Origin of the sequence: Patulibacter medicamentivorans, assembly GCF_000240225.1 — a bacterium.
Taxonomy (GTDB): Bacteria; Actinomycetota; Thermoleophilia; order Solirubrobacterales; family Solirubrobacteraceae; genus Patulibacter; species Patulibacter medicamentivorans.
In genome coordinates this window covers 1-20,412 of record NZ_AGUD01000233.1, presented here as the reverse complement: position 1 = coordinate 20,412, position 20,412 = coordinate 1, and the positions used below count along the sequence as shown (strand labels likewise).

At 74.6% G+C, this 20,412-nt stretch carries 22 protein-coding genes and 1 pseudogene; 1 reads left to right on the top strand and 22 read right to left on the bottom strand.

Going from position 1 to position 20,412, the window contains the following annotated elements:
* The 14 genes from PAI11_RS15535 to PAI11_RS15470 all read right to left on the bottom strand — a co-directional run.
* Positions 1–253 (bottom strand): thiolase family protein (locus PAI11_RS15535; RefSeq protein ID WP_040600555.1); only part of this gene is annotated, 253 nt, incomplete at its 3' end.
* Between the two features lie 55 nt (positions 254–308).
* Complete coding sequence (locus PAI11_RS15530; protein WP_007576477.1) at positions 309–1,088, bottom strand: CoA-transferase subunit beta; 780 nt, start codon at positions 1,086–1,088, stop codon at positions 309–311.
* Positions 1,085–1,945: a CoA transferase subunit A gene (locus tag PAI11_RS15525; RefSeq protein WP_007576474.1), complete on the bottom strand. Its 861-nt coding sequence runs from the start codon at positions 1,943–1,945 to the stop codon at positions 1,085–1,087. Before PAI11_RS15525 ends, PAI11_RS15530 begins: the two co-directional genes overlap by 4 nt.
* Positions 1,946–2,033: 88 nt before the next feature.
* Positions 2,034–2,387 (bottom strand): (2Fe-2S)-binding protein, encoded by a 354-nt coding sequence (locus PAI11_RS15520; protein ID WP_007576472.1) that lies wholly within the window; start codon positions 2,385–2,387, stop codon positions 2,034–2,036.
* Entirely contained in the window at positions 2,362–3,309 is a 948-nt protein-coding gene (locus PAI11_RS15515) for a dihydrodipicolinate synthase family protein (protein WP_007576471.1), read from the bottom strand. Before PAI11_RS15515 ends, PAI11_RS15520 begins: the two co-directional genes overlap by 26 nt.
* A gap of 16 nt (positions 3,310–3,325) precedes the next feature.
* Positions 3,326–4,567 carry an NAD(P)/FAD-dependent oxidoreductase gene (locus tag PAI11_RS15510; protein ID WP_007576469.1) on the bottom strand — a complete coding sequence of 414 codons (1,242 nt, stop codon included), beginning with the start codon at positions 4,565–4,567 and terminating at the stop codon, positions 3,326–3,328.
* The gene (locus tag PAI11_RS28325; protein ID WP_007576467.1) at positions 4,560–6,038 is read right to left on the bottom strand and encodes an FAD-dependent oxidoreductase; all 1,479 of its coding nucleotides are present in this window, start codon (positions 6,036–6,038) and stop codon (positions 4,560–4,562) included. Before PAI11_RS28325 ends, PAI11_RS15510 begins: the two co-directional genes overlap by 8 nt.
* 6 nt (positions 6,039–6,044) lie before the next feature.
* Positions 6,045–6,902, bottom strand: coding sequence for an ABC transporter substrate-binding protein (locus PAI11_RS15500; RefSeq protein ID WP_040600553.1), 858 nt, complete (start codon positions 6,900–6,902; stop codon positions 6,045–6,047).
* Positions 6,903–6,936: 34 nt separating this feature from the next.
* Complete coding sequence (locus PAI11_RS15495) at positions 6,937–7,695, bottom strand: amino acid ABC transporter permease (protein WP_007576464.1); 759 nt, start codon at positions 7,693–7,695, stop codon at positions 6,937–6,939.
* Positions 7,695–8,495, bottom strand: coding sequence for an amino acid ABC transporter ATP-binding protein (locus PAI11_RS15490; protein ID WP_007576462.1), 801 nt, complete (start codon positions 8,493–8,495; stop codon positions 7,695–7,697). Before PAI11_RS15490 ends, PAI11_RS15495 begins: the two co-directional genes overlap by 1 nt.
* 49 nt (positions 8,496–8,544) lie before the next feature.
* Positions 8,545–9,285 carry an SDR family NAD(P)-dependent oxidoreductase gene (locus PAI11_RS15485; RefSeq protein ID WP_040600552.1) on the bottom strand — a complete coding sequence of 247 codons (741 nt, stop codon included), beginning with the start codon at positions 9,283–9,285 and terminating at the stop codon, positions 8,545–8,547.
* The gene (locus tag PAI11_RS15480) at positions 9,275–10,051 is read right to left on the bottom strand and encodes an SDR family NAD(P)-dependent oxidoreductase (RefSeq protein ID WP_040600551.1); all 777 of its coding nucleotides are present in this window, start codon (positions 10,049–10,051) and stop codon (positions 9,275–9,277) included. Before PAI11_RS15480 ends, PAI11_RS15485 begins: the two co-directional genes overlap by 11 nt.
* 9 nt (positions 10,052–10,060) lie before the next feature.
* Complete coding sequence (locus tag PAI11_RS15475) at positions 10,061–10,798, bottom strand: SDR family NAD(P)-dependent oxidoreductase (RefSeq protein ID WP_007576459.1); 738 nt, start codon at positions 10,796–10,798, stop codon at positions 10,061–10,063.
* Entirely contained in the window at positions 10,795–11,676 is an 882-nt protein-coding gene (locus PAI11_RS15470; RefSeq protein WP_007576457.1) for a TIGR03619 family F420-dependent LLM class oxidoreductase, read from the bottom strand. Before PAI11_RS15470 ends, PAI11_RS15475 begins: the two co-directional genes overlap by 4 nt.
* A gap of 219 nt (positions 11,677–11,895) precedes the next feature.
* Between PAI11_RS15470 and PAI11_RS24585 the strand changes: the two genes are divergently transcribed.
* Positions 11,896–12,855: a VOC family protein gene (locus tag PAI11_RS24585; protein WP_007576455.1), complete on the top strand. Its 960-nt coding sequence runs from the start codon at positions 11,896–11,898 to the stop codon at positions 12,853–12,855.
* A gap of 28 nt (positions 12,856–12,883) precedes the next feature.
* On the opposite strand, the gene PAI11_RS15460 is transcribed toward PAI11_RS24585, so the two are convergent.
* The 8 genes and pseudogenes from PAI11_RS15460 to PAI11_RS15425 form a co-directional block, all read right to left on the bottom strand.
* On the bottom strand, positions 12,884–13,987 hold the full coding sequence (locus tag PAI11_RS15460; protein ID WP_007576453.1) for a mandelate racemase/muconate lactonizing enzyme family protein: 1,104 nt from the start codon (positions 13,985–13,987) through the stop codon (positions 12,884–12,886).
* Positions 13,988–14,036: 49 nt separating this feature from the next.
* Complete coding sequence (locus PAI11_RS15455) at positions 14,037–14,864, bottom strand: IclR family transcriptional regulator domain-containing protein (protein ID WP_007576451.1); 828 nt, start codon at positions 14,862–14,864, stop codon at positions 14,037–14,039.
* A gap of 37 nt (positions 14,865–14,901) precedes the next feature.
* Positions 14,902–15,852: a 3-hydroxyacyl-CoA dehydrogenase gene (locus PAI11_RS15450; protein ID WP_040600558.1), complete on the bottom strand. Its 951-nt coding sequence runs from the start codon at positions 15,850–15,852 to the stop codon at positions 14,902–14,904.
* Positions 15,849–17,387, bottom strand: coding sequence for an aminomethyl-transferring glycine dehydrogenase subunit GcvPB (gcvPB, locus tag PAI11_RS15445; protein ID WP_007576446.1), 1,539 nt, complete (start codon positions 17,385–17,387; stop codon positions 15,849–15,851). Before gcvPB ends, PAI11_RS15450 begins: the two co-directional genes overlap by 4 nt.
* On the bottom strand, positions 17,384–18,760 hold the full coding sequence (gene gcvPA, locus PAI11_RS15440; RefSeq protein ID WP_007576445.1) for an aminomethyl-transferring glycine dehydrogenase subunit GcvPA: 1,377 nt from the start codon (positions 18,758–18,760) through the stop codon (positions 17,384–17,386). Before gcvPA ends, gcvPB begins: the two co-directional genes overlap by 4 nt.
* 159 nt (positions 18,761–18,919) lie before the next feature.
* On the bottom strand, positions 18,920–19,231 hold the full coding sequence (locus tag PAI11_RS15435) for an AzlD domain-containing protein (protein WP_007576443.1): 312 nt from the start codon (positions 19,229–19,231) through the stop codon (positions 18,920–18,922).
* Positions 19,228–19,947, bottom strand: coding sequence for an AzlC family ABC transporter permease (locus PAI11_RS15430; protein WP_007576441.1), 720 nt, complete (start codon positions 19,945–19,947; stop codon positions 19,228–19,230). Before PAI11_RS15430 ends, PAI11_RS15435 begins: the two co-directional genes overlap by 4 nt.
* Positions 19,944–20,412: pseudogene (locus PAI11_RS15425) on the bottom strand (NAD(+)/NADH kinase); the annotation flags it as partial. The pseudogene PAI11_RS15425 and the gene PAI11_RS15430, both read right to left, overlap by 4 nt.

Sequence of the window (20,412 nt, the reverse complement as noted above, 5' to 3'; positions counted from 1 at the left end):
GGACGCTGGTCGGCAACCCGGCCAGCAGCACCGCCATCCGGGCGACATCGCGGTTGTCCTCGCCGGCCTGGTTGGCGGCGCCGAGCAGGACGTCGTCGATCGTGGCCGGGTCGAGCTCCGGATGGCGGGCCAGCAGCGCGGCCAGGGCGCCGGCGGCGAGGTCGTCGGGCCGGACGCCGGCGAGGGCGCCGCCGAACCGTCCGAACGGGGTTCGCACGGCGTCGAGGACGTGGGCGGCGCGGTCGGTGCTCATCGGATCGGCTCCTCGCGAGGGGGTTCGGGGGACGGTGCCGGGCGGCGGACGCGGCTCATCGCGCGACGAGCTCGCGCAGGGCCGTCAGCTCGTGGTCGGTCGGTGGGTGGATCGCCTCGACGGCGTCGGCGATCCGCAGCGGCCAGCCCGTCGCCTCGCGCGCCTGCTCGACGGTCGCGCCGGGCAGCAGCTGCGTCAGCACCAGCTCGCGCGTGACGGGATCGGGCTCGAGCACGGCGAGGTCGGTGATCACGGCGGTCGGTCCGCGGCCGCGCAAACCGAGCGCCTGGCGGTCGAAGTCGGAGCGGGGCGTGCCGTGCTCGTCATGGCCGTCGCCGTGGCCGACGGTGGTGACGAAGTCCAGGCGCTCGACGAGGGTCCGTCGGTCGTGGGGCACGATCACGACGACCTCGCCGCAGCCCGAGGCGATCTCCGGGGCGCCGCCCGCACCGGGTAGGCGGGTGCGTGGCGTGTCGTAGTCGCCGATCACGGTCGAGTTGAGGTTGGCGTGGCGGTCGATCTGCGCGGCGCCGAGGAACGCGACATCGATCCGGCCCGGCTGGACCCAGTAGGCGAACATCTCCGGGACCGAGACGACCGCGTCGGCGGTCTCGGCCAACTCGCCATCGCCGATCGACAGCGGCACCCGTCGCGGCTTGGCCCCGATCGTGCCCGACTCGTAGACGAGCACCAGCTCGGGATGATGGATCTCGCGGGCCAGGATCGCCGCGGTCGACGGCTTGCCGACCCCGATGAACACGACCTTCGCGGTCCGCAGACGACGCGCCGCGACGATCGTCTGGATCTCGCCGACGGTGGCCGGCTCCGGACTCATCGCACGACCTCGATCGGCGCGTCCGGGGTCCCGGTCAGATCACGATACGGCGACGGACCCGCGAACACGTGCTCCTCCATCCAGGCCAGGAACACCGAACGATCACGCGCGATCCGATCCCACTCGCGGTAGCCGTCGTTGTCGCGAACGGTGATCCCGGCGGCATAGGACGGCTGCGAGCCGCCCGGCGCCTCAGCGACCACGTCGATCGCCCAACCCGGCAACACCACGCCACCGGGCCGTGGCTCCAGCCGCTCGACGATCCGCTCGACCGTCACCAACGACCGCGAGGCCGCGAGCACCGCCTCCTTCTGCACCCCCGGGATCCCCCACAACTGCACGTTGCCGCGACGGTCGGATTCCTGGGCATGCACGATCACCACATCCGGGCGCAGCGCCGGCACCGCGGCCAGCGACTCGCCGGTGAACGGGCACGCGATCCGGGAGACGTTCGTGCGGGCCTCCAGATCAGTCCCCGCATACCCGCGCAGGACGCCGAACGGCAGATCGGACGCACCCGCGGCATAACGCGCCGCCATCCCCGCGTGGCTGTGCTCCTCGATCGCTAGCGGCCGCGGCCAGCCGTGCTCGACCGCGTCGCGGAAGCGGTGCAGCGAGCCGACGCCCGGGTTGCCGCCGTAGGAGAAGACCAGCCGCGCGGCCGCCCCGACGCCGACCATCTGGTCGTAGAGCAGGTCGGGGGTCATCCGCACCAGCTCCAGATCGCGGCGGCCCTGGCGCAGCACCTCGTGGCCGGCGGCGAAGGGAATCAGGTGCGTAAAGCCCTCCAACGCCACGACATCCCCATCGCGAACCACCTCGGCGATCGCGTCCGCCAGCGGCAGCACCCGCGCCATCACGCCCGCTCCTGTACGCAATCCGTACAAACGCTCATATATCGCACAATAGCTGACGGGCGCGGCGGCGCGGCGGCGCGGCGGCGACTCAGGTCCCGGGGACGGGGCCGAGGCCCTGCTGCCGCTCGACCTCCATCCCCTCGCGGACGTAGGTCATGCAGGTGCGGGTGTTCGGCACGCCGTCGATCACCGCCAGGCACTCGAAGCAGACGCCCATCCCGCAGAACGCCCCGCGCGGCTCGCCCTGCGGCGTCGTGCGCGTGCGCAGGTCGCCGTCGGCCATCAGCGCCGCGGCGACGCTCTCGCCGCGGTGGGCGACCAGCTCGCGGCCGTCGACGCGCAGCGTCACCGGCGCCCCGCGCTCGACCGCCGGGCCGACCGGCGGACGCGGGGTCCAGGCCGCGTCGGCGGCGGGCTCAGGCCGCGACCGGCGGATCCGCATCGAGCAGCCCCTCCTCGACGAGCACGGCCCGCATCGCCGCGATCGCCTCCGGGTCGGTGATCGGCAGGCGGGGCGGACGGACGTGGCCGGTCGGCTGCCCGAGCAGCCCCATCAGCACCTTCAGCTGGCTCTGGTAGGCGCCCCAGTGGCCCGCCCAGCCGCCCGGCAGCCAGAGCTTCGGGAACAGCCGCTCGACGACGTCGGCGTAGGCCGCGGCGGCGTCGAAGTCGCCCGCCCAGACGTCCTCCCAGAAGGTCGGATCCGGCCGGCCGGCGAGCGAGCCGCCGCCGACGGTGCCGTCGCCGCCGCTCTCGCGCAGGACCTCGAGGCCGCGGCGGCTCATGAACGGCCCGAAGACGCGAATCCGATCGACCACCGCGCGGGTGGTGGCGTAGAACTGCTCGACGTCCGGCGTGCTGTCCTTGATCGCGACGACGTGCGGCAGGTCCGCCAGCCGCGACGCCAGCTCAGGATCGATGTCGACGTTGGTGCCGTGCGGCCAGTTGTAGACCGCGATCGGCCCGTCGGTGCGCTCGCCCAGCTCCCGGTAGTAGGCGACGGTCTCGTCGGGGAAGGTCTTCGCGTACGGCGGCGGGGTCGAGATCACGCCGTCGGCTCCGGCGTCGAGCGCGTGGCGCGCGATCCCGGCCGCCTCGGCCGCCGTGTAGGCGGTGCAGCCGACCAGCACGGTCAGCCGCCCGGCCGCCTGCTCGACCGCGGCTTCGGCGACGATCCGGCGCTCCTCCGGCGTCTGCGCGAACCACTCGCCGCAGGTGCCGTTGACCATGATCCCGTGCATGCCCTGCTCGACGTAGTGGTCGACCAGCGCCCGCAGCGCCGTCAGGTCGAGGGCGCCGTCCTCGCGGAAGGGCGTGATGAAGGCGGGGAAGTACCCGCGCCAGTCGATGTCGTTGCGGTCCATGGGGGTCTCGCTTCGTCTACGGGGTGGTGCGCCCGGCCGTCATCCGACGGTCGGGGTCGTACGCGGGCGGGAACGGCGGCGTGCCGGTCGGGTCGAGCAGCTGATCGGCCAGCCGCCGCGCCAGCAGCGGGCTGAGGGTGAAGCCGGTCGAGGCGACGCAGGCGTGGTAGCCCGGGACCAGCGTCGAGCCGCCGACCACCGGCGAGAGGTCGTCGGTGAAGACGATCACCCCCGACCAGGTCCGGACCACGCGGACGTCGGCCAGCGCCGGGATCACGCGGAGGGCGACCGCGGTGTTGCCGGCGGCGCTCTCCCACGTGGTCGGGTAGCGGCGCGGCGGCGGCGCCGCCGGAGTCGGCCAGCCGCCGCCGATGATGAACGTGTCGTCGGAGGACTGCTTGAGCGTCAGCCGGCGGCCGATGTGCTGGACCATCGGGTCCAGCAGCCGCGCCCGCCGCTCGGTCACGTTGACGTGCAGCCCCTCGCGGCGGACCGGCAGCCGCAGGCCGGCGAGCCGCGCCTGGTCGCCGGCCCAGGCGCCGGCGCAGTTGACGATCCGCTGCGCGTCGATCTCGCCGGCCGAGGTGGTCACGCGGAAGCCGCCGCCGGGACGCCGCTCGATCGCCTGGACGGCGACGTGGGTGCGGATCGTCGCGCCGTGCTCGTGCGCGCGCAGCGCGTAGGCCGGAGCCGCGATCAGCGGGTTGGCGTGGCCCTCCTGGGGGCAGTACGAGGCGCCGGCCAGGTCGGGGGCCAGGAACGGCGCCCGCCGCCGCAGCTCGGCGCCGGTCACGACCTCGGTCTCGATCCCCGCCTGCCGCTCCAGCACCCGCTTGTCGTGCAGGACCTGCAGCTGCTCCTCGGTCTCGGCGACCATCCAGCCGCCGGTCAGGTGGACCCCGAGCGGGACGTCGAGCTCCTCGTCGAGGGCGTTCCAGACCTCGTAGGCGGCCAGGTTCAGGCGCGCCTCCTCGAGCAGCCGCTCGGTGTCGGCGGTCGGCGATCCGGCGGCTGGCAGCTGGTGGATCGCGAGCTGGATGTGGAAGCTGCCGGCGTTGGTGCCGGACGCCTCGCGGTTGAGCTCGCCGCGCTCGACCAGCGCCACGTCGACGCCGCCCCGCGCCAGGTAGAACGCCAGCGCGGTGCCGGCGATACCGCCGCCGATCACCAGCACGTCGGTCCGCTCCGGCAGCGGCCCGTTGGTCTGCTCGTAGGACAGCCAGCGCGGCAGCGGGCGGGTCGCGGTCGGGTCACTCATCGGCCAGCTCCCCGGCCGGCACGTCGGCGTCGCCGTCCTGGCGCATGAACAGCGTCCTGCCGGTGACCGCGTCGTCGGCCAGCGCGCCGATCGGCACCGGCCGCACCGGCATCCGCGGCGTCGCCAGCTCGACCGCGCCGAGCGGCTGGCGGTGGCGCCGGGCGATCATCGCCGCCACCTGCCGCTGGCACGAGCGACCCTGGCACGGACCCATCCCGGCCCGGGTCAGCGCCTTGACGACGTTGATGTCGCGCGTTCCGTCGATCGTCTCGGCCAGGCGCGCGGCGGTGACGCTCTCGCAGCGGCAGACCGTGGTCTCCGGCGTGGTCAGCTCGAAGACGCCGGGGCCGACGTCGTGCATCCGCCGCAGCGCCCGCGTCAGCGCCTGGCGACGGCCGCGCAGGCGGCGGGCCGGGGCGGCCTCCCGCTCGGCGGTCGCCGCGTCGATCGCGCCCAGGTCGAGCGCGGCGCCGAGCCCGGCGATCCGACCCTCGGCGACGGCGACGACCGAGCCCTCGACCCCGGTCCCGTCGCCGGCCGCGAGCACGTGCGGACGCGACGTCCGCAGCCAGTCGTCGCGACGCACGACGTAGCCGCCGAGCTGCTCGTCGAAGTCGAAGTCGCAGCCGGCCAGGCGCAGCAGCTCGATCGAGGGGACGAAGCCGTAGCCCAGGCAGAGCACGTCGGCCGGCTCGCGCTCCTCGCTGCCGGCGATCGGCCGCCAGTCGGCGTCGACCGCGGCGTGGGTCACCTGCTCCACGCGCCCGTCGCCCTCGGCCCGCACCACGATCCGGCGGTAGCGGAGCGGGACGCGCTCGCGCAGCAGCGCCGCCCGGTAGCGGACGGCGTCCTGCAGCAGGTGGCGGTTGCCCGGGGCGGCGCCGGCGATCCGCAGCAGGTCGCCGATCCGGGGCGGCGGGCCGGCCTCGAGCACGGTCCGGATCCCGGCGCCGTAGCCGAGCAGCTGGGCCGGGAAGGCCAGGGCCAGCGGCCCCGCGCCGGCGAAGACGACCCGCCGGCCCGGCAGCACCCGCTGGGCCTTGACGATCGTCTGCATCCCGCCGGCGGTCAGGACGCCGGGCAGCGTCCAGCCGGGGAAGGCGACCGGCCGGTCGTGCGCGCCGGGCGCCAGCACCAGCCGGCGGGCGCGAACGGTCCGGGCCCGTCCGCCGTCGGGCACCAGCACGACCGCGTCGCCCTCGACGGCGACGACGGCGGTGCTGGTCATGATCGTCGCCCCCGAGGCCTCGGCGGCGTCGATCAGCGCGCGGCCCTCGCGGTACTCGCGGCCCATCGCGGCCGGGTCGCGGACGACGATGCCCGGACCCGGCTGCTTGTGGACCTGCCCGCCGAGGGTGACGCGCTCCTCCACGAGCGCGACGTCGAGGCCGTGGCGCGCGGCGACCGTCGCCGCCGAGAGACCGGCCGGTCCCCCGCCGACGACCAGGACGTCGTGGTGCTCGCGGTCCATCGAACCTCAGCAGCCGCTCGGCATCTGCGGCATCTCCTTGACGCCGAAGTTCTTCTTGTAGAGCCGCTCGAGGGTGCCGTCGGTCTGCGCCTTGCAGAGGAACTGGTCGAGCCGCTTGACGAGCGCGCTGTTGCCCTTGGTCACGCCGTAGGAGCCGTACTGGACGTCGAGCGGCTTCGGGAAGCTCGCCTTCATCAGCTGCCCCGGGTTCGACTTCTGGTACTGCGCCAGCAGGTAGTCCTCGAGCACCGACGCGTCGGCGCGCTTGGTCGCGACCTGCAGCAGCGCGGCGTTCTGCTCGCTGAAGCCGGTCACGTCCGCCTTCGGGAAGGTCTTCTTCGTCAGCTGCTCGCCGGTCGAGCCCTGGAGGACCGCGAACTTCTTGCCCGACTGGTTGAAGGCGTCGATCGTCGCCGGGATCGTGCTGCCCTCGCGGACCGCGACGACCTGGGCGTAGGGGACGTAGCCGCGGCTGAAGTCGATCGCCTGCTTGCGCTCCGGCGTCGGCGAGAGGCCGACCGAGACGATGTCGAACTTCTTGCTCTGGAGGCCCGGGATCAGCCCGTTGAAGTCGAGGTTCTCGATCTTCAGCTTGAGGCCGAGCTCCTTGGCCAGGACGTTCAGCAGGTCGACGTCGTAGCCGGCCGGCTCGCCGTTCTTGAGGTACATCTCGGGCTCGAACTGGAGGTTCATGCCGACGGTCAGCGTGCCCGCGGTCTGCAGCCCGAGCGGGTTGTCGGACGACCCGCCGCCGCCGCTGTCGGAACCGCCGCAGGCCGCGAGGGCTACCGCCGAGGCGACGACGGCAGCCGCCGCCGTGGCCCGTCGGACCTGCCGACGGAGCCGGGGAGAGGTGATGCGCATGATGCTCCTTGTGGGGTTGTAGGGGGTGCGTGCCTCAGGCGGAGGCGGAGGGGGACGCCGTCTCGGCGTCGATCAGGGCCTGGATCCGGCGCTGCCGGCGACCGCGGACGGCGCGCGAGAGCAGCCCGTCGGGCGGCGCCTCCATCGTCCGTTCGATCAGGCGGAAGAGGAAGTCGATCGCGAACGCCACGGCGACGTAGAGCGCGGCGGCGGCGGTGTAGAGGACGAACGGCTGGAAGGTCGTGGCGACGACGTTCTGCGTCACCCGCACGACCTCGAGCAGGCCGATGACGGTGAAGACCGAGGTGTCCTTCACCATCCCGATGAACATGTTGCCGACGTTCGGGATCGCGATCTTGGTCGCCTGCGGCAGCGTGACCGAGAAGAAGACCCGGGCCGGCTTCATGCCGAGCGCGAGCCCGGCCTCCTGCTGGCCCTTCGGGATCGCCTCGAGCGCCGAGCGGAAGATCTCGGCCAGGAACGCGCTGTAGAGCAGGGTCAGGGCGATCACGCCGGCTTGGAAGACGCTGAACTTGACGTCGATCGCCAGCGCGACGCCGAAGTAGACCCAGATCACCGTCACCAGCGCGGGGATGCCGCGGAAGACGTTGATGTAGATCGCCGCGATCCACGAGAACGGCGCCGCGCGCATCCGCAGCAGCGCCAGCAGCATCCCGCAGACGAGCGAGAGGACGAGCGCCACGACCGCCACCTCGAGCGCGGTCAGCAGGCCGTTGAGGAGGTCGGACCGGTAGTCCCAGATGAGACCCCAGTCGTAGTTCGCCAGGGGCATCAGAGCACCGCCGAGAGGAAGGCCGAGGTCCGGGGATTGGTGGGGCCCGCGTAGATCTCGCGGTCCCCGGTCTCGACGACCTGGCCGTCCTCCATGAAGACGTTGAGGTCGCCGATCTCGCGGGCGAAGCCGAGCTCGTGGGTGACGATCAGCATCGTCATCCCGGTCTCGGCCAGCTCGCGCATCGTCGCCAGCACGCCGCCGACCAGCTCGGGGTCGAGGGCCGACGTCGGCTCGTCGAAGAGCATCACCTGCGGGTCGAGCGCCAGCGCGCGGGCGATCGCCACGCGCTGCTGCTGACCGCCGGAGAGCTGGCGCGGGTAGTGGGCCGCGCGCTCCAGCAGCCCGACCCGGCGCAGCGCCTCGGCGGCCTGGTGCTCGGCCTGCGGCCGCTTGCAGCCGCGGACCGACCGCAGCGGCAGGGCGACGTTCTCCAGCGCCGTCAGGTGCGGGAAGAGGTTGAACTGCTGGAAGACCATCCCGATGTTGCGGCGCAGGTCGATCGGGCGGCCGCGCTCGGCGGCCTGCGGCTCGCCGGGGATCCCCGGGCCGTACTCGACGCCGTCGAAGCGCAGCGATCCGGAGGTCGGCGGCTCCAGCAGGTTGATGCTGCGCAGGACGGTCGACTTGCCGGAGCCCGAGGGACCGAAGAGCACCACGTGCTCCCCGGGCCGGACGGCCAGGTCGATGCCCTTCAGGACCTCGAGGTCGCCGAACGACTTGCGGAGCTGGCGCAGCTCGACGACCGGCGCGGCCTGCGAGGGGGTTGCGCTGTCGGGATGGTCGGAGGTTCTGGGCACGGTCGGGGTCGCTCTCATCGGGCTTCCGGGAGGGTCGAGGGCCGGGGGATCACGCCAGCCACCCGCCGTCGACGACCAGCACGTGGCCGGTGACGTAGGCGGCGGCGTCGGAGCTGAGGAAGGCCACGGCCTGCCCGATCTCCTCGGGCTCGCCGAGGCGCCCGAGCGGGATCCGGTCCCGCTCGAGGCCCGCGAACCCGTCGTCGTCCAGCAGCGGCGTGGTCAGCGCGGTCCGGAGCGTGCCGGGAGCGACGCCGTTGATCCGGACGCCGCTGCGGCCGACCTCCTTCGCCGCTGCCTGGGTGATCATGCGGACGGCGGCCTTCGACGTGTCGTAGACGGTCATGTCGCTCGTCGACGCGGTGAACGACGACGTGGAGCAGACGTTGACGATCGAGCCGCGGCGGCGCGGCAGCATCGCGCGCAGCGCGGCCTGGACGGCGAAGAACGTGCCGCGGACGTTGATCCCCATCACCCGGTCGTAGTCGTCCGGACGGACGTCGACCAGCGGGCCGGAGGTGGCCACGGCGGCGTTGTTGACGACCGTCGCCAGCGGGGTCTCGGCGTCGATCCGCGCGATCGTCGCGGCCGCTGCCTCGACGTCGGCGATGTCGATCCGGACGGCCCGCGCGCTGCCGCCCTCGGCGGCGATCGCGGCGACGGTCGCCGCGGCGCGCTCCTCGTCGAGGTCGGCGGCGACGACGTGGTCGCCGCGGCGGGCGAGGACGGCGGCGATCCCGGCGCCGATGCCGCCGCCGGCGCCGGTCACGAGGGCGGTCTCAGCGGACATACGAGGCACCGTTCATGTCGAGGGTCGCGCCGCTGAGGTTCGGGAACGCCCCGGAGGCGAGCAGCGCGATCAGGCGGGCGACCTCGTCCGGCTCGACCAGCCGGCCCGAGGCGAGCGTGTCCTCGACCCGCACGCCGCCGGGGCGGAGGTCGTCGGAGGCAGCCGCCATCTCGGTCCGGACGACGCCGGGCGCGAGCACGTGGACGAGGATCCCGTCGGCGGCGTGGGTGCGGGCCACGGTCTGGGCCAGGTTGCGCAGCGCGGCCTTCGACGCGGCGTAGGCCGCCAGCGACGGGATCCGCGATCCCTGCTCGGCGGCCCAGCTGGAGAGCACCACCAGGGTCCCGCCGCCGTGCTCCAGGAAGTGCGCGACCGCCTCGCGGATCAGGGCCGCCGGCTCGAGCACGTTGACCCGCATCGCCTGCTCCCAGCCCCCGTCCCAATCGTCGTCGGAGCCGTCGAACGGCGTCTGGGGCAGGCTGGCGGCGTTGACGACGACGGCGTCGATCCGGCCCCGCCAGGCGACCGCGTCGCGCCACAGCCGGCGGGCGGCGCCGGGCTCGGCGAAGTCCGCGGCCAGCAGCAGCCGGCGGTCGGCGTCGAGGCCGGCGGTCGCCCGCTCGGCCCCGTCGCGGCCGCTGCGGTACTGGGCCACCAGCCGCGCGCCGTGCTCGGCGAGGGTGCGGGCGGTGGCCGCGCCGATCCCGCGGGAGGCGCCGGTCAGCAGCACGGTGCGGTCGGTCAGGCTCGGACAGGGAACGGTCACGGCAGGTCCCTACGCGATCCCGCCGTCGACCGGCAGCAGGTGGCCGGTGATCGCGGCCGACCGCGGACCGCCGAGGAACTCGATCGCGTCGACGACGTCGTCGATCGTCGCGATCCGGCCGAGGGCGGTGCCGGCGGCCAGGCCGGAGAGGGCCTCATCCGGCGCCGGCCCGCCCGCGGCGGCGCGCTGGTCGAGCCGCCGGCGGAGGGCGGCCGTCGCGACCGGTCCCGGCGCGACGGCGTTGACGCGGATCCCCCGCGGCCCGAGCGACAGCGCGGCCGACCGGACGACGCCGAGGACGGCGTGCTTGCTGGCCGCGTAGGCGGTCAGGTTGGGATCGCCCCGCCACGAGTTGAGCGAGCCGACGACGACGATCGCGCCGCTGCCGGCGGCGAGCGCGGGCGCGGCGTGCTCGATCGCCACGACGACGCCGCGGGCGTTGACCGCCATCGTCCGATCGTAGTCGGCCAGGTCCAGTTCGCCGGTGGGCTGCCACGGGGGCACCACGCCGGCGGCGGCGACCAGCAGGTCGAGCCCGCCGAGGGCGCCGACCGCGTCGTCGATCGCCTGCCCGAGCGCGACCGCGTCGGTGACGTCGACGGCCGTCGCGGTCCACCCGGCCGGCAGCGTGGGCGCCGGCTCGCGGTCGAGCACCACGCCGGCCGTCCCGGCGGAGGCGAGCCGCTCGGCGGTGCCGGCGCCGATGCCGCTCGCCCCGCCGGTGACGATCGCCCGCCGGACGGTCATGCCGCCGCCCCCTCGCGGAGCAGGTCGAGGTCGCGCGCCGGATCGCCGTCGATCACGTCGACGATCACCTCGTCGACGCCGGCGCGCCCGAGTTCGGCCAGCCGCGCGGCGACCAGGTCGCAGGCGCCGGACGAGCCGACGATCCGCAGCACGACCCGGATCGCCTGCGGATCGCGGCCGGCGTCGCGGGCCGCGGCGGCGACCTGCTCGCGGGCCGCGCGGAGCTCGTCGGGGTCGAGCTCGCTCGCGTCCTGCTGGGCGAGCCAGCCGTCGCCGACCGCGCCGGCGCGGCGCAGCGCGACCGGCGAGTGGCCGCCGACGAGCACCGGCACCGGGCGGGTGGTGGCGGGCAGGCTGAGCAGGTCGGCCGGCAGCTCGTAGAAGTCGGAGCTGCGGGCGGCCGGCGTGCCGGTCCAGCACTCGCGCATGATCGCGATCCACTCCTCGAGCCGGCTGCCACGGCGGGCGAACGGCACGTTGAGGGCGTCGAACTCCTCGCGCAGCCAGCCGGCGCCGGCGCCGATCACGAGCCGGTCGCCGCTGAGGACGTCGATGCTCGCCAGCTGCTTGGCCAGCAGCACCGGGTTGCGCAGCGGCGCCACGAGCACCGCCGTGCCGAGGTCGGCGCGGGCGGTCGCCTCGGCCATCATCGCCAGGGCGACGACCGGCTCGAAGTACGGCGTGTCGGTGCTCCAGGTCGCCTTGCCGTCGGCCGCGAAGGGGTAGCGCGAGCCGATCTCCCGCGGGAGCACGACGTGGTCGCTGACCCACAGCGAGTCGTAGCCGACGTCCTCCAGCGCGCGGGCGGTCGCGCCGATCCCGGCCGCGAGCGGCTGCGGCCCGCTGTTGGGCACCTTGGCCCCGATCCGGACGGTCATCGGCCCGTCCCGGGGGTGGCGAACGCTGCGGCGATCGACGGCATCACGGCGACCATATGTGACGACGATCCGCACGTCAAGCGCACATCTGGACGCATGGCGCACAGAATTGTTGTCCAACGCGCGTAATGCGCCCCACTGAACGATATGCGAGCATGCGTCTACGCGAGCGACTTCGTGCGCGCGCGTATCGGTCCCGACCCCTGAGGAGAGCCCCCGATGACCACCCCGACCACCGCCCACGGCACGTTCGCCGGGGTCGACCACATCGGCGTCGGCGTCACGGACATGGAGCGGTCGCTGCGCTTCTACGCCACGCTCGGCTTCACCGACGTGGCCTTCGACGTCACGACCGACCTGCCCGGCCTGGCCGCCGTCACCGGCCGCGAGCGGACCTCCGCGCGCGTGGTCCTGGTGCGCAGCGCCAACGCCACGCCGCTCGGTCCCGGGGCGCTGAAGCTCGTCCAGACCCTCGACCGGCCGCCGGCCCCCGCGCCCGCGGGCCAGGCCTGGGGCGAGCTCGGGATCTGCGAGATCTGCCTCCACGTCAAGGACCAGCCGGCGATGTACCGGCGGCTCACGGAGGAGCTGGGCGCGGCAAGCCTGATGGAGCCCGACGAGTCGCTCGTGCCGCCGCTCGACACCCGCTGCAGCATGTCCTATGTCGCCGATCCCGACGGGGCCAAGATCGAGATCATCGACTGGGCCGACCTGCAGCAGGGCTGGCCGGCCGAGCCGGGGATCCAGGGCGTCAACCACGTCGCCTTCGGCGTCGCCGACATCGAGCGCTCGCGCGCCTTCTACCGCCAGCTCGGGTTCAGCGGCCAGCTGTTCGAGACCGACGGCCAGCTGCCGTCGATGGACCCGTGGTTCCTGCCGCGGACCCCGCCGAGCCAGCGGATGATGCTGCTGACCAGCCCCTACGGCGCCGGCATGGAGCCGGTTCAGCACACCCCGCCGTCGCCCGACATGCGCGGCGACTGGGGCCACGTCGGCCCCTACGAGTTCGCGATCGCCGTCCGCAGCATCGAGCGGGCGATCGAGCACCTGACCGCGATCGGCACCGAGATCCTCGGCAGCCCGCACGAGGTCGACCTGGGCGGCGGAGCGAGCTGGCGCTACGCCTACTTCCGCGATCCGGACGACCTCTACGTCTACGTGACCGAGGTCCGCGCCTGAGCGGCGCGGACGCGGCGGCCCCCGCGCGTCAGCGGTAGCGGGCGAGCGGGGCGCCGAGCAGGTCGGTCGAGACGTCGAGCCCGAGCCCGGGGCCGCGCGGCACGCTGCCGCGCCCGGCGTGCGATCGCGGCTGGTGGCCGGCGACGTGCTCGCGGGTCGCGTCGTTGACGAACGTCGTCGCCAGCAGCGCCCCGGCCGGCGCGCTCGCCGCCGCGTGGGCGATCGCGGCGCTGGCGACGTCGCCGCCCCAGCTGTCCTCGACCATCACCCGCACGCCGAGGCCCGCGGCCAGGTCGCGCAGCGCCCGCAGCCGGGTCAGCCCGCCGACCTTCGACAGCTTCAGGTTGACGACGCTGGCGCCGCCGTCGCGGACCGCGGCGACCAGGCTCGGCGCGTCGACCACGACCTCGTCGTAGATCATCGGCAGGCCGCTGGCCCGCTGGACCCGCGCGCACGCCTCGAGCGTCGCGCAGGGCTGCTCCAGGTGGACCGGCAGGTCGGCCAGCCCGCGGGCCGCGATCAGCGCGTCGTCGAGCCGCCAGCCGCCGTTGGCGTCGACGATCAGCAGCGCCCCGTCGCCGGCCTGCTCGGCCACCCGGGCGACGGTGGCGACGTCGCGCCGCGGGTCGCCGCCGACCTTCAGCTGGAAGCGGCGGACGCCGCGCGCCAGCGCCGCCGCGACGCGGGCCGCCGTCCGCTCCGGGTCGCCGATCGGGATCGCCTCGTAGAGCGGCAGGTCGTCGCGCACGATCCCGCCGAGCAGCGTCGCGGCCGGCAGCCCCGCGGCGCGGCCGAGCAGGTCCCAGCAGGCGACATCGAGCGCGGCCTTGGCGGCGGCCTGGCCGAGCAGCGTGCCGTCGAGCCGCGCCGTGACCTCGGCCAGGTTGCGGGGGTCGGCGCCGAGCAGCGCCGGGGCCAGCTCGGCGATCGCCGCGCGGATGCCGCCGGTGAAGGCCGGCAGGTAGGCGCCGGTCAGCGGGCAGGTCTCGCCCCAGCCTTCGATGCCGGCGTCGGTCGCGATCCGGACGAGGGTCGAGTCGGCCCCGTCGAGGACCCGGTCGCCGGACAGGGCGAAGGCGCCGTCGGCGTTGGTCAGCCGCAGGCCGTGGACGTCGATCGACGTGATCCGCATCGGTGGGCTCCTCCGGTCGCGGCGGCGCGGGCGCCGCCGCGGTCGATCGCTAGATCCGCATCCGCCGGTTGCTGCTGGCGGTCGAGACGGCCAGGTCGCCCTCGATCTCGGCCGCCGTCCGCTGCAGGTCCGGCAGGATCTCCAGCAGCTCCTTGGCCGAGCGACGGCCGACGTGGGTCGAGAGGTTGATCGCGGCGGTCACGCGCCCGCTGCGGTCGCGGACCGGCACCGCGATCGCCACCAGCCCCTCCTCCAGCTCCTGGTCGACGAGCGCCCAGCCCTGTTGGCGGATGCGCATGATCTCCTCGCGCAGGAGCGCCCGGTCGACGATCGTGCGCGGCTGGATCGGCTGCAGCTCGATGCCCGCCAGCTGCTCGTCGAGCTGCGCGTCGTCCAGGCCGGCGAGCAGCACCCGGCCCATCGCCGTCGCGTGGGCCGGCATCCGGGCGCCGATGTTGACCGAGATCGTCATCAGCGCCGGCCCGGGGACCCGGACGACGTAGACGATCTCGCTGCCGTCGAGGATCGCGGCCTCGCTGGCCTCGCCGACGTCGCCGACCAGGCGCTCCAGCCGCGGCAGCGCGACCTCGGGGAACGAGAGCCCGGAGAGGAACGCGTAGCCCAGCTCCAGGACCCGTGGCGTCAGCTCGTAGTAGCGGCCGTCGGTCGCGACGTAGCCGAGCTCGACCAGCGTCAGCAGGAACCGGCGCGAGGCGGCGCGGGTCAGGCCGGTCGACTCGGCGATCTCGGTCACGGTCAGCGAGGGCCGCTCGGCGCTGAAGACCCGGATGATCGCCAGCCCCCGCTCGAGCGACTGGACGAAGTCCCGCGGACGGGCCGAGGACTCGGCGACGGGGGGCACTGGCTCCGCGGGCATGGCGGCAACGCTAGCGCGGCGTCGCACCCTCCGAGCATCACGCATGATCGTCACCCGCCGGATCCTCGAGCGCCGCGGCGACCGCCATCAGCCGCTCGTCGCGCCACGCGACCCGCTCGTCCCACCGCTCGAGCGGCAGCCGCGCGCGCCGCTGGGCCTCGACGTCGGCCACCAGATCGGGAGGCCACGGATCGTCCTGGCCGCGCTCGGCGCCCATCCTGGCGTAGGCGGGGCCCATCCGCTCGGCGTGGGCGGCGATCCCGCCGCGGGTGTTCAGGTCGGCGGTCTCGAACGGGCCGACCACCGCCCACCGCCGGCCGAGGCCGTCGCGGACCACGCGGTCCAGGTCCTCGACGCCGATCACGTCGTCGCGCACCAGGTCGTAGGCCTCGCGCAGCAGCGCGCCCTGGAGCCGGTTGAAGACGAAGCCGTCGACCTCGCGCCGCAGGCGGACGGCGGACATGCCGACGGCCTCCAGCAGCGTCGCGAGCCGGTCGACGACCCCCGGATCGGTGAACGGCGCCGGCACCAGCTCGACCGCGGGCAGCAGGTGCGGCGGGTTGCCGGGATGGGCGACCAGGCAGCGGGCGCGACCGGGCAGCTCGGCGGCGAAGGCCGACGCCGGCAGGAACGACGACGAGGACGCCAGCGAGCAGTCGGGCGGCGCGGCGGCGTCGAGCCGGGCGAACAGCTCGCGCTTCAGATCCCGCCGCTCGGGCGCGCACTCCTGGACGTGGAGGGCGTCGGCGACCGCCTCGTCCAGCGCCGCGACGACGGCGACCCGCGCGGCGATCGCCGCCGGCGGCTCCTCCAGCAGCCCGTGGCGGTCGAGGGCCGCCAGCCGCTCGCGCAGCTCGCCGTCGACGGCCGCCAGCCGCGCCGGATCGGGGTCCTGCAGCTGCACCGTGCGACCGCCGCGGGCGAAGGTCAGCCCCCAGGCGACGCCGATGCTGCCCGCTCCGACGATCGCGATCGGCCGCGTGCTCATGCCGCGGCCCGCTTCCGCAGGTGCGCCCGCCAGGTGGTCGCCCACTGGTCCGGGTCGTCGACGCCGGACGCGTCGACCTGGTGGATGGCCTGATTGTGCGGCGCGGTCCGGACCCGCTCGGGATCGTCGTGCGCCTCCTGGACGACGGCGGCCAGGACGTCGATCCAGGTGTCGATGTCCTCCTTCGACCACAGCTCGCCCGGCTCGGGCGTGATCGGCTGCGGGATCAGCCACGGCTCGTGGGCCAGCCACGGGGCGTCGACCCCGTAGTCGACCATCCGGTTCTGGATGTCGTGGACGTCGATCCCGGTCTCCTCGGTCACCTGCTCGAGGCTGTAGCGGGTCATCTCCAGCCGGTGGGCGGCGATCTGCGGGTGCGACTTCGTCACGCCGGGGATCTCCAGCAGCCGCGTCTCCATGTAGTTGTTGGCGATCACCGACAGGTCGGCCGCCTGCCGCAGGCCCTCGGCGCCGAGCGCGCGGACCCACGAGTAGGCCTTGACGACCACCGGCACGTTGCCCCAGTACTCGCGCACGCGGCCGATGCTCTGGGGGCCGTCGTGGTCCAGGCCGTAACGGCCGTCCCGCTCCTCGACCAGCGGCCGCGGCAGGAACGGCACCAGGTGCTCGGCGCAGCCGTAGGCGCCGACCGCCGGCCCGCCCCCGCCCTTGGGCCCGGCGAAGGTCTTGTGGAGCATGTACATGCAGGCGTCGAAGCCCAGCTCGCGGGCCCGGATCCGGGTCATCACGCCGTTGAAGTTCGCGTGGTCGTAGAAGCACAGCCCGCCGGCCTCGTGGACGGCCTCCACCCACTGCTTGATCTCGGGGTTGTAGATCCCCATGTCGTCCGGGTTGCCGACCATCAGCGCGGCGGTCCGGTCGGAGACGGCGGCCTTCAGCGACTCCAGCGTCGGGTACCCGTCGGGCCCGAGCGGCAGCGTGATCACGTCGAACCCGGCGGCCGCCGCGGTGGCGGCGCTGCAGGGGTGGGTCTGGATCGTGGTGATGACCTCGGTCCGCCGCTCCAGCTCGCCGCGCGAGGCGTGGTAGGCGCGGGTGATGCAGGCGTGCGTGTAGGCCGCGTCGGCGCCGCCCCCGGGCTGGAAGACGAACCGCTCCATCCCCGACAGCTCGCGCAGGATCCGCTCGAACCGGTGGACGACCTCGAGCACGCCCTGGAGCGTCTCCTCGGGCTGGCCGGGGTGGACCTCGGCCAGCTCGGGACGCGCCGTGACCCGCTCGTTGACGCGCGGGTTGTACTTCATCGTGCAGGTGCCGAAGAGGTTGATCCCCATCATCCCCAGCGTCATCTGGGCCAGGTGCAGGTAGTGGCGCTGGACCTCGAACTCCGACAGCTCGGGCAGCGCGGGCGGGGCCTCGCGGCGGACGCCCGGCGGCAGCAGCGCGTCGACGTCGGCCCGGACGTCGGGCTCCGGCTCGGGGGCCAGGAACCCGCGGCGGCCGGGGCGGCCCAGCTCCAGGACGACGGGCTCGTCCCAGACGGCCGCGTGGTAGCGGGGCAGGTCGCGGGTCATCGGGCCAGCACCTCCTGGAGGGCGTCGGCGAGCCGGTCGATGTCCTCCTGCGCGTGCACCTCGGTCACGCAGTAGAGGGCGCTCTGGCCCAGCTCGGGGTGGTCGGTGGAGAGGTCGGAGCCGCCGAAGATCCCCCGCTCCAGCAGCGCGGCGTTGATCGCGGCGACGGTGCGGCCGCTGCCGGAGAAGTCGACGACCAGCTCCTTGAACGCGTGCGGGTAGCGGATCCGGACGCCGTCGAGCGCGCCCAGCCGACGCGCGGCGTAGTGGCAGCGCTGGAGGATCAGCTCGCCCAGGTCGCGGAAGCCCTGCGGCCCGAGCAGCGCCATGTAGGCGGCGTTGACGACCGCCCACAGGTAGACCGAGTTGCCGGTCCAGTCGTTGCCCTCCTCGCGGCGGCCGTAGGAGGACTGCTCGAAGAGCGCCATCGCGAACCCGTGCTCGCCGGGGACCCGGGTCGGGGCGATCGAGACCTGGAGCGTCGGGTACTGGCGGGCGTAGCGCTCCTCGTCGCGGGTGGCGATGAAGCCGCCGGTGCCGCCGCCGCAGTTCATGTGGATGCCGAGCGGCTGGGTCGAGCCGACCGCGATGTCGGCCCCGTAGGAGGACGGCGGGGCCAGCACGCCGAGCGAGAGCGGGTCGACGCCGGCGATCGTCTCGGCCCCGCGGCCGCGGGCCAGCGCGGCGATCTCGGCCGCCCGGCCCTCGATCGCTCCGAGCGAGGTCGGCGTCTCGAAGTAGACCGCGGCGACGTCGTCGCCGAGCCGCCGCTCGAGGTCGGCCAGGTCGAGCCCGCCGGTCTCCGCGTCGACGGCGACCAGCTCGATCGTCAGGTGGCTGCGCGTCTCGGGCGGCTCGCAGTAGGTCCGCAGGACGGCCCGCCGCTCGGGATCGAGATCGGCCGGGACGAGCACCCGCCGGCGGCCGGTGATCCGGGCCGCCATCCGCACCGCGTGGCCGAGGGCGCAGCCCCAGCTGTAGACCGGCAGCCCGACGAAGTCCAGCTCGAGCAGCTCGCCGAGCTGGCTGGCGAACTCGAACCAGGCCTGGTTGCGGCCGTGGTCGGAGGCCGGGGTCCCCCACTCCGAGGTGACGAACTCGGTCCGCTGCGCCAGCTCGTCGCAGATCGCCGGCACGTGGTGGGGCCAGACGCCGCGACCGAGGAAGCTCAGGTGGGACTCGGCCGACCCGTTGCGGGCGAGCAGCGTCCGCAGGTGCCGCTCCAGCTCGACCTCGGAGCGCAGCGCCGGCGGCAGCGTCAGCGCGCCCCGCAGCCGGTGGTCGGCCGGGATCTGCTCGAACAGCTGCTCGGGATCGGCGACCCCGATCGCGTCGAGCAGCTCGCGCCGCAGGTCGGGCGCCGAGTTGGCCATGTACGGATGTGCGGGCGGTGCGGGCACGGGCGGGCTCCGGACGGTCGGTCGAGCGGCGTCGGGACGCCCGCGGGCGGGGTCCGGGCCGGTCGGCGGTTGCAGGTCGCAGTCTACGGATTGCGCGCTGTGCGGCAAGTCGCTCGAATACCGTGCAGTAGGTCAGGTCACCAGGCGCAGGCCCGCGGCCACCGCCGCGGCCACGATCATCGCCGCCACCAGCGGCCCCCGGCGCAGCACCACGACGACGCCGGCGGCGACCCCGGCGGCGCGCGCCGCCGATCCGCCGCCGTCCCCGCTGCCCCAGACGCCGACCACGATCAGCGCCGTCAGCAGGGCCGGCGCCAGCATCTCGAGCATCCGCCGCAGCGGCGGGGCCAGCGGACGGCCGCCCAGCAGCACCGGCCCCACGGCGCGCGGCAGCAGCGCCGCGATCGCGGTCACGAGCAGCAGCGCGACGACGTCGGTCCTCATCGGGCGCCGCCGCGGCGCCCGACGAGCACCGCGCCGGCGGCCGCCAGCGCCGGCACCCCGGCCGGCGCGATCGGGCTGAGCGCCAGCGCGACGATGCCGGCGACGATCGCCACCGTGAGCGCCCGCTGGCGCGACGACGGGGGCCGCAGTCGCAGGTCGGCGATCAGCAGCGAGGCGAAGAACATCGGCATCACCGCGTCCAGCCCGACCGCCTCGATCGAGCCGATCCGCGGTCCCAGCAGCGCGCCGAGCCAGGTGCCGCCGACCCAGGCGACGTACTGGCCGACCGCCGACAGCAGCAGCGTCGTGCGATCGACCGAGCCGTCCTCGCGCAGGGCCGCCACCCACGACGGGTCGTTGAGCGTGGCCGACTCGGCCAGCCGGCGCCACCAGGGGCCGCGCAGGGCGCCGGCGATGCTGATCCCCATCACGACGTAGCGGCCGTTGAGCAGCATCGCCGTCGCGGCCGCGGCGAGCAGCCCGGCGCCGGCCGTCGCCAGCGAGACGACGGCGAACTGCGCGCCGCCGGCGAACATCGCCGCCGACATCACCACGGTGGCCACCGCCGGCAGGCCGGCGACGACGGCATAGGCGCCGAACGCGACGCCGAGCACGAACGACATCGGCGCGATCCGCCAGCCGATCGCCAGCGCCGCGCGCCGCGCGCGGCGGCTGGCGACGGTCGCCTCCTGCGCCGCGAGCGCGGAGGCCGTCATCGCTCGAGCGGCAGGATCATCGTCTCGCGGCCGGAGACCCGCACCCGCAGCGGCCCGGTCAGCTCGGCGTCGAGCCGCGGGTCGCCGCTGTCGATCCGCAGCACGGCGGGCACCAGCGCGACGAGCTTGTCCTTCGCCGCCAGCACCCGCAGCCGGTCGCGGCCGATCCGCCGCAGGACCGCCGGCGAGAGCTGCTGGTTGCCCCGGCCGAGCAGCGTTCCCTGGACGCCGACGACACCGAGCACGAGCAGCGCGTCGGGCGCCTCGTCGAGCAGCGCGAGGATCCCCTGCTCGTCGAGATCGCGGCCGACGAGCCGCCCGTCGCGGATCGCGTCGACCCCGAGCAGCGTCGCCGGCAGGCCGAGCCGGGCGGGCAGCAGGCCGGTCGTCGTCCCGGGGCCGACGAGCACCAGCTGCCCTGGCGCGACGTCGTCGAGCAGGCGCTCGACGGCGCCCGCCAGCGCC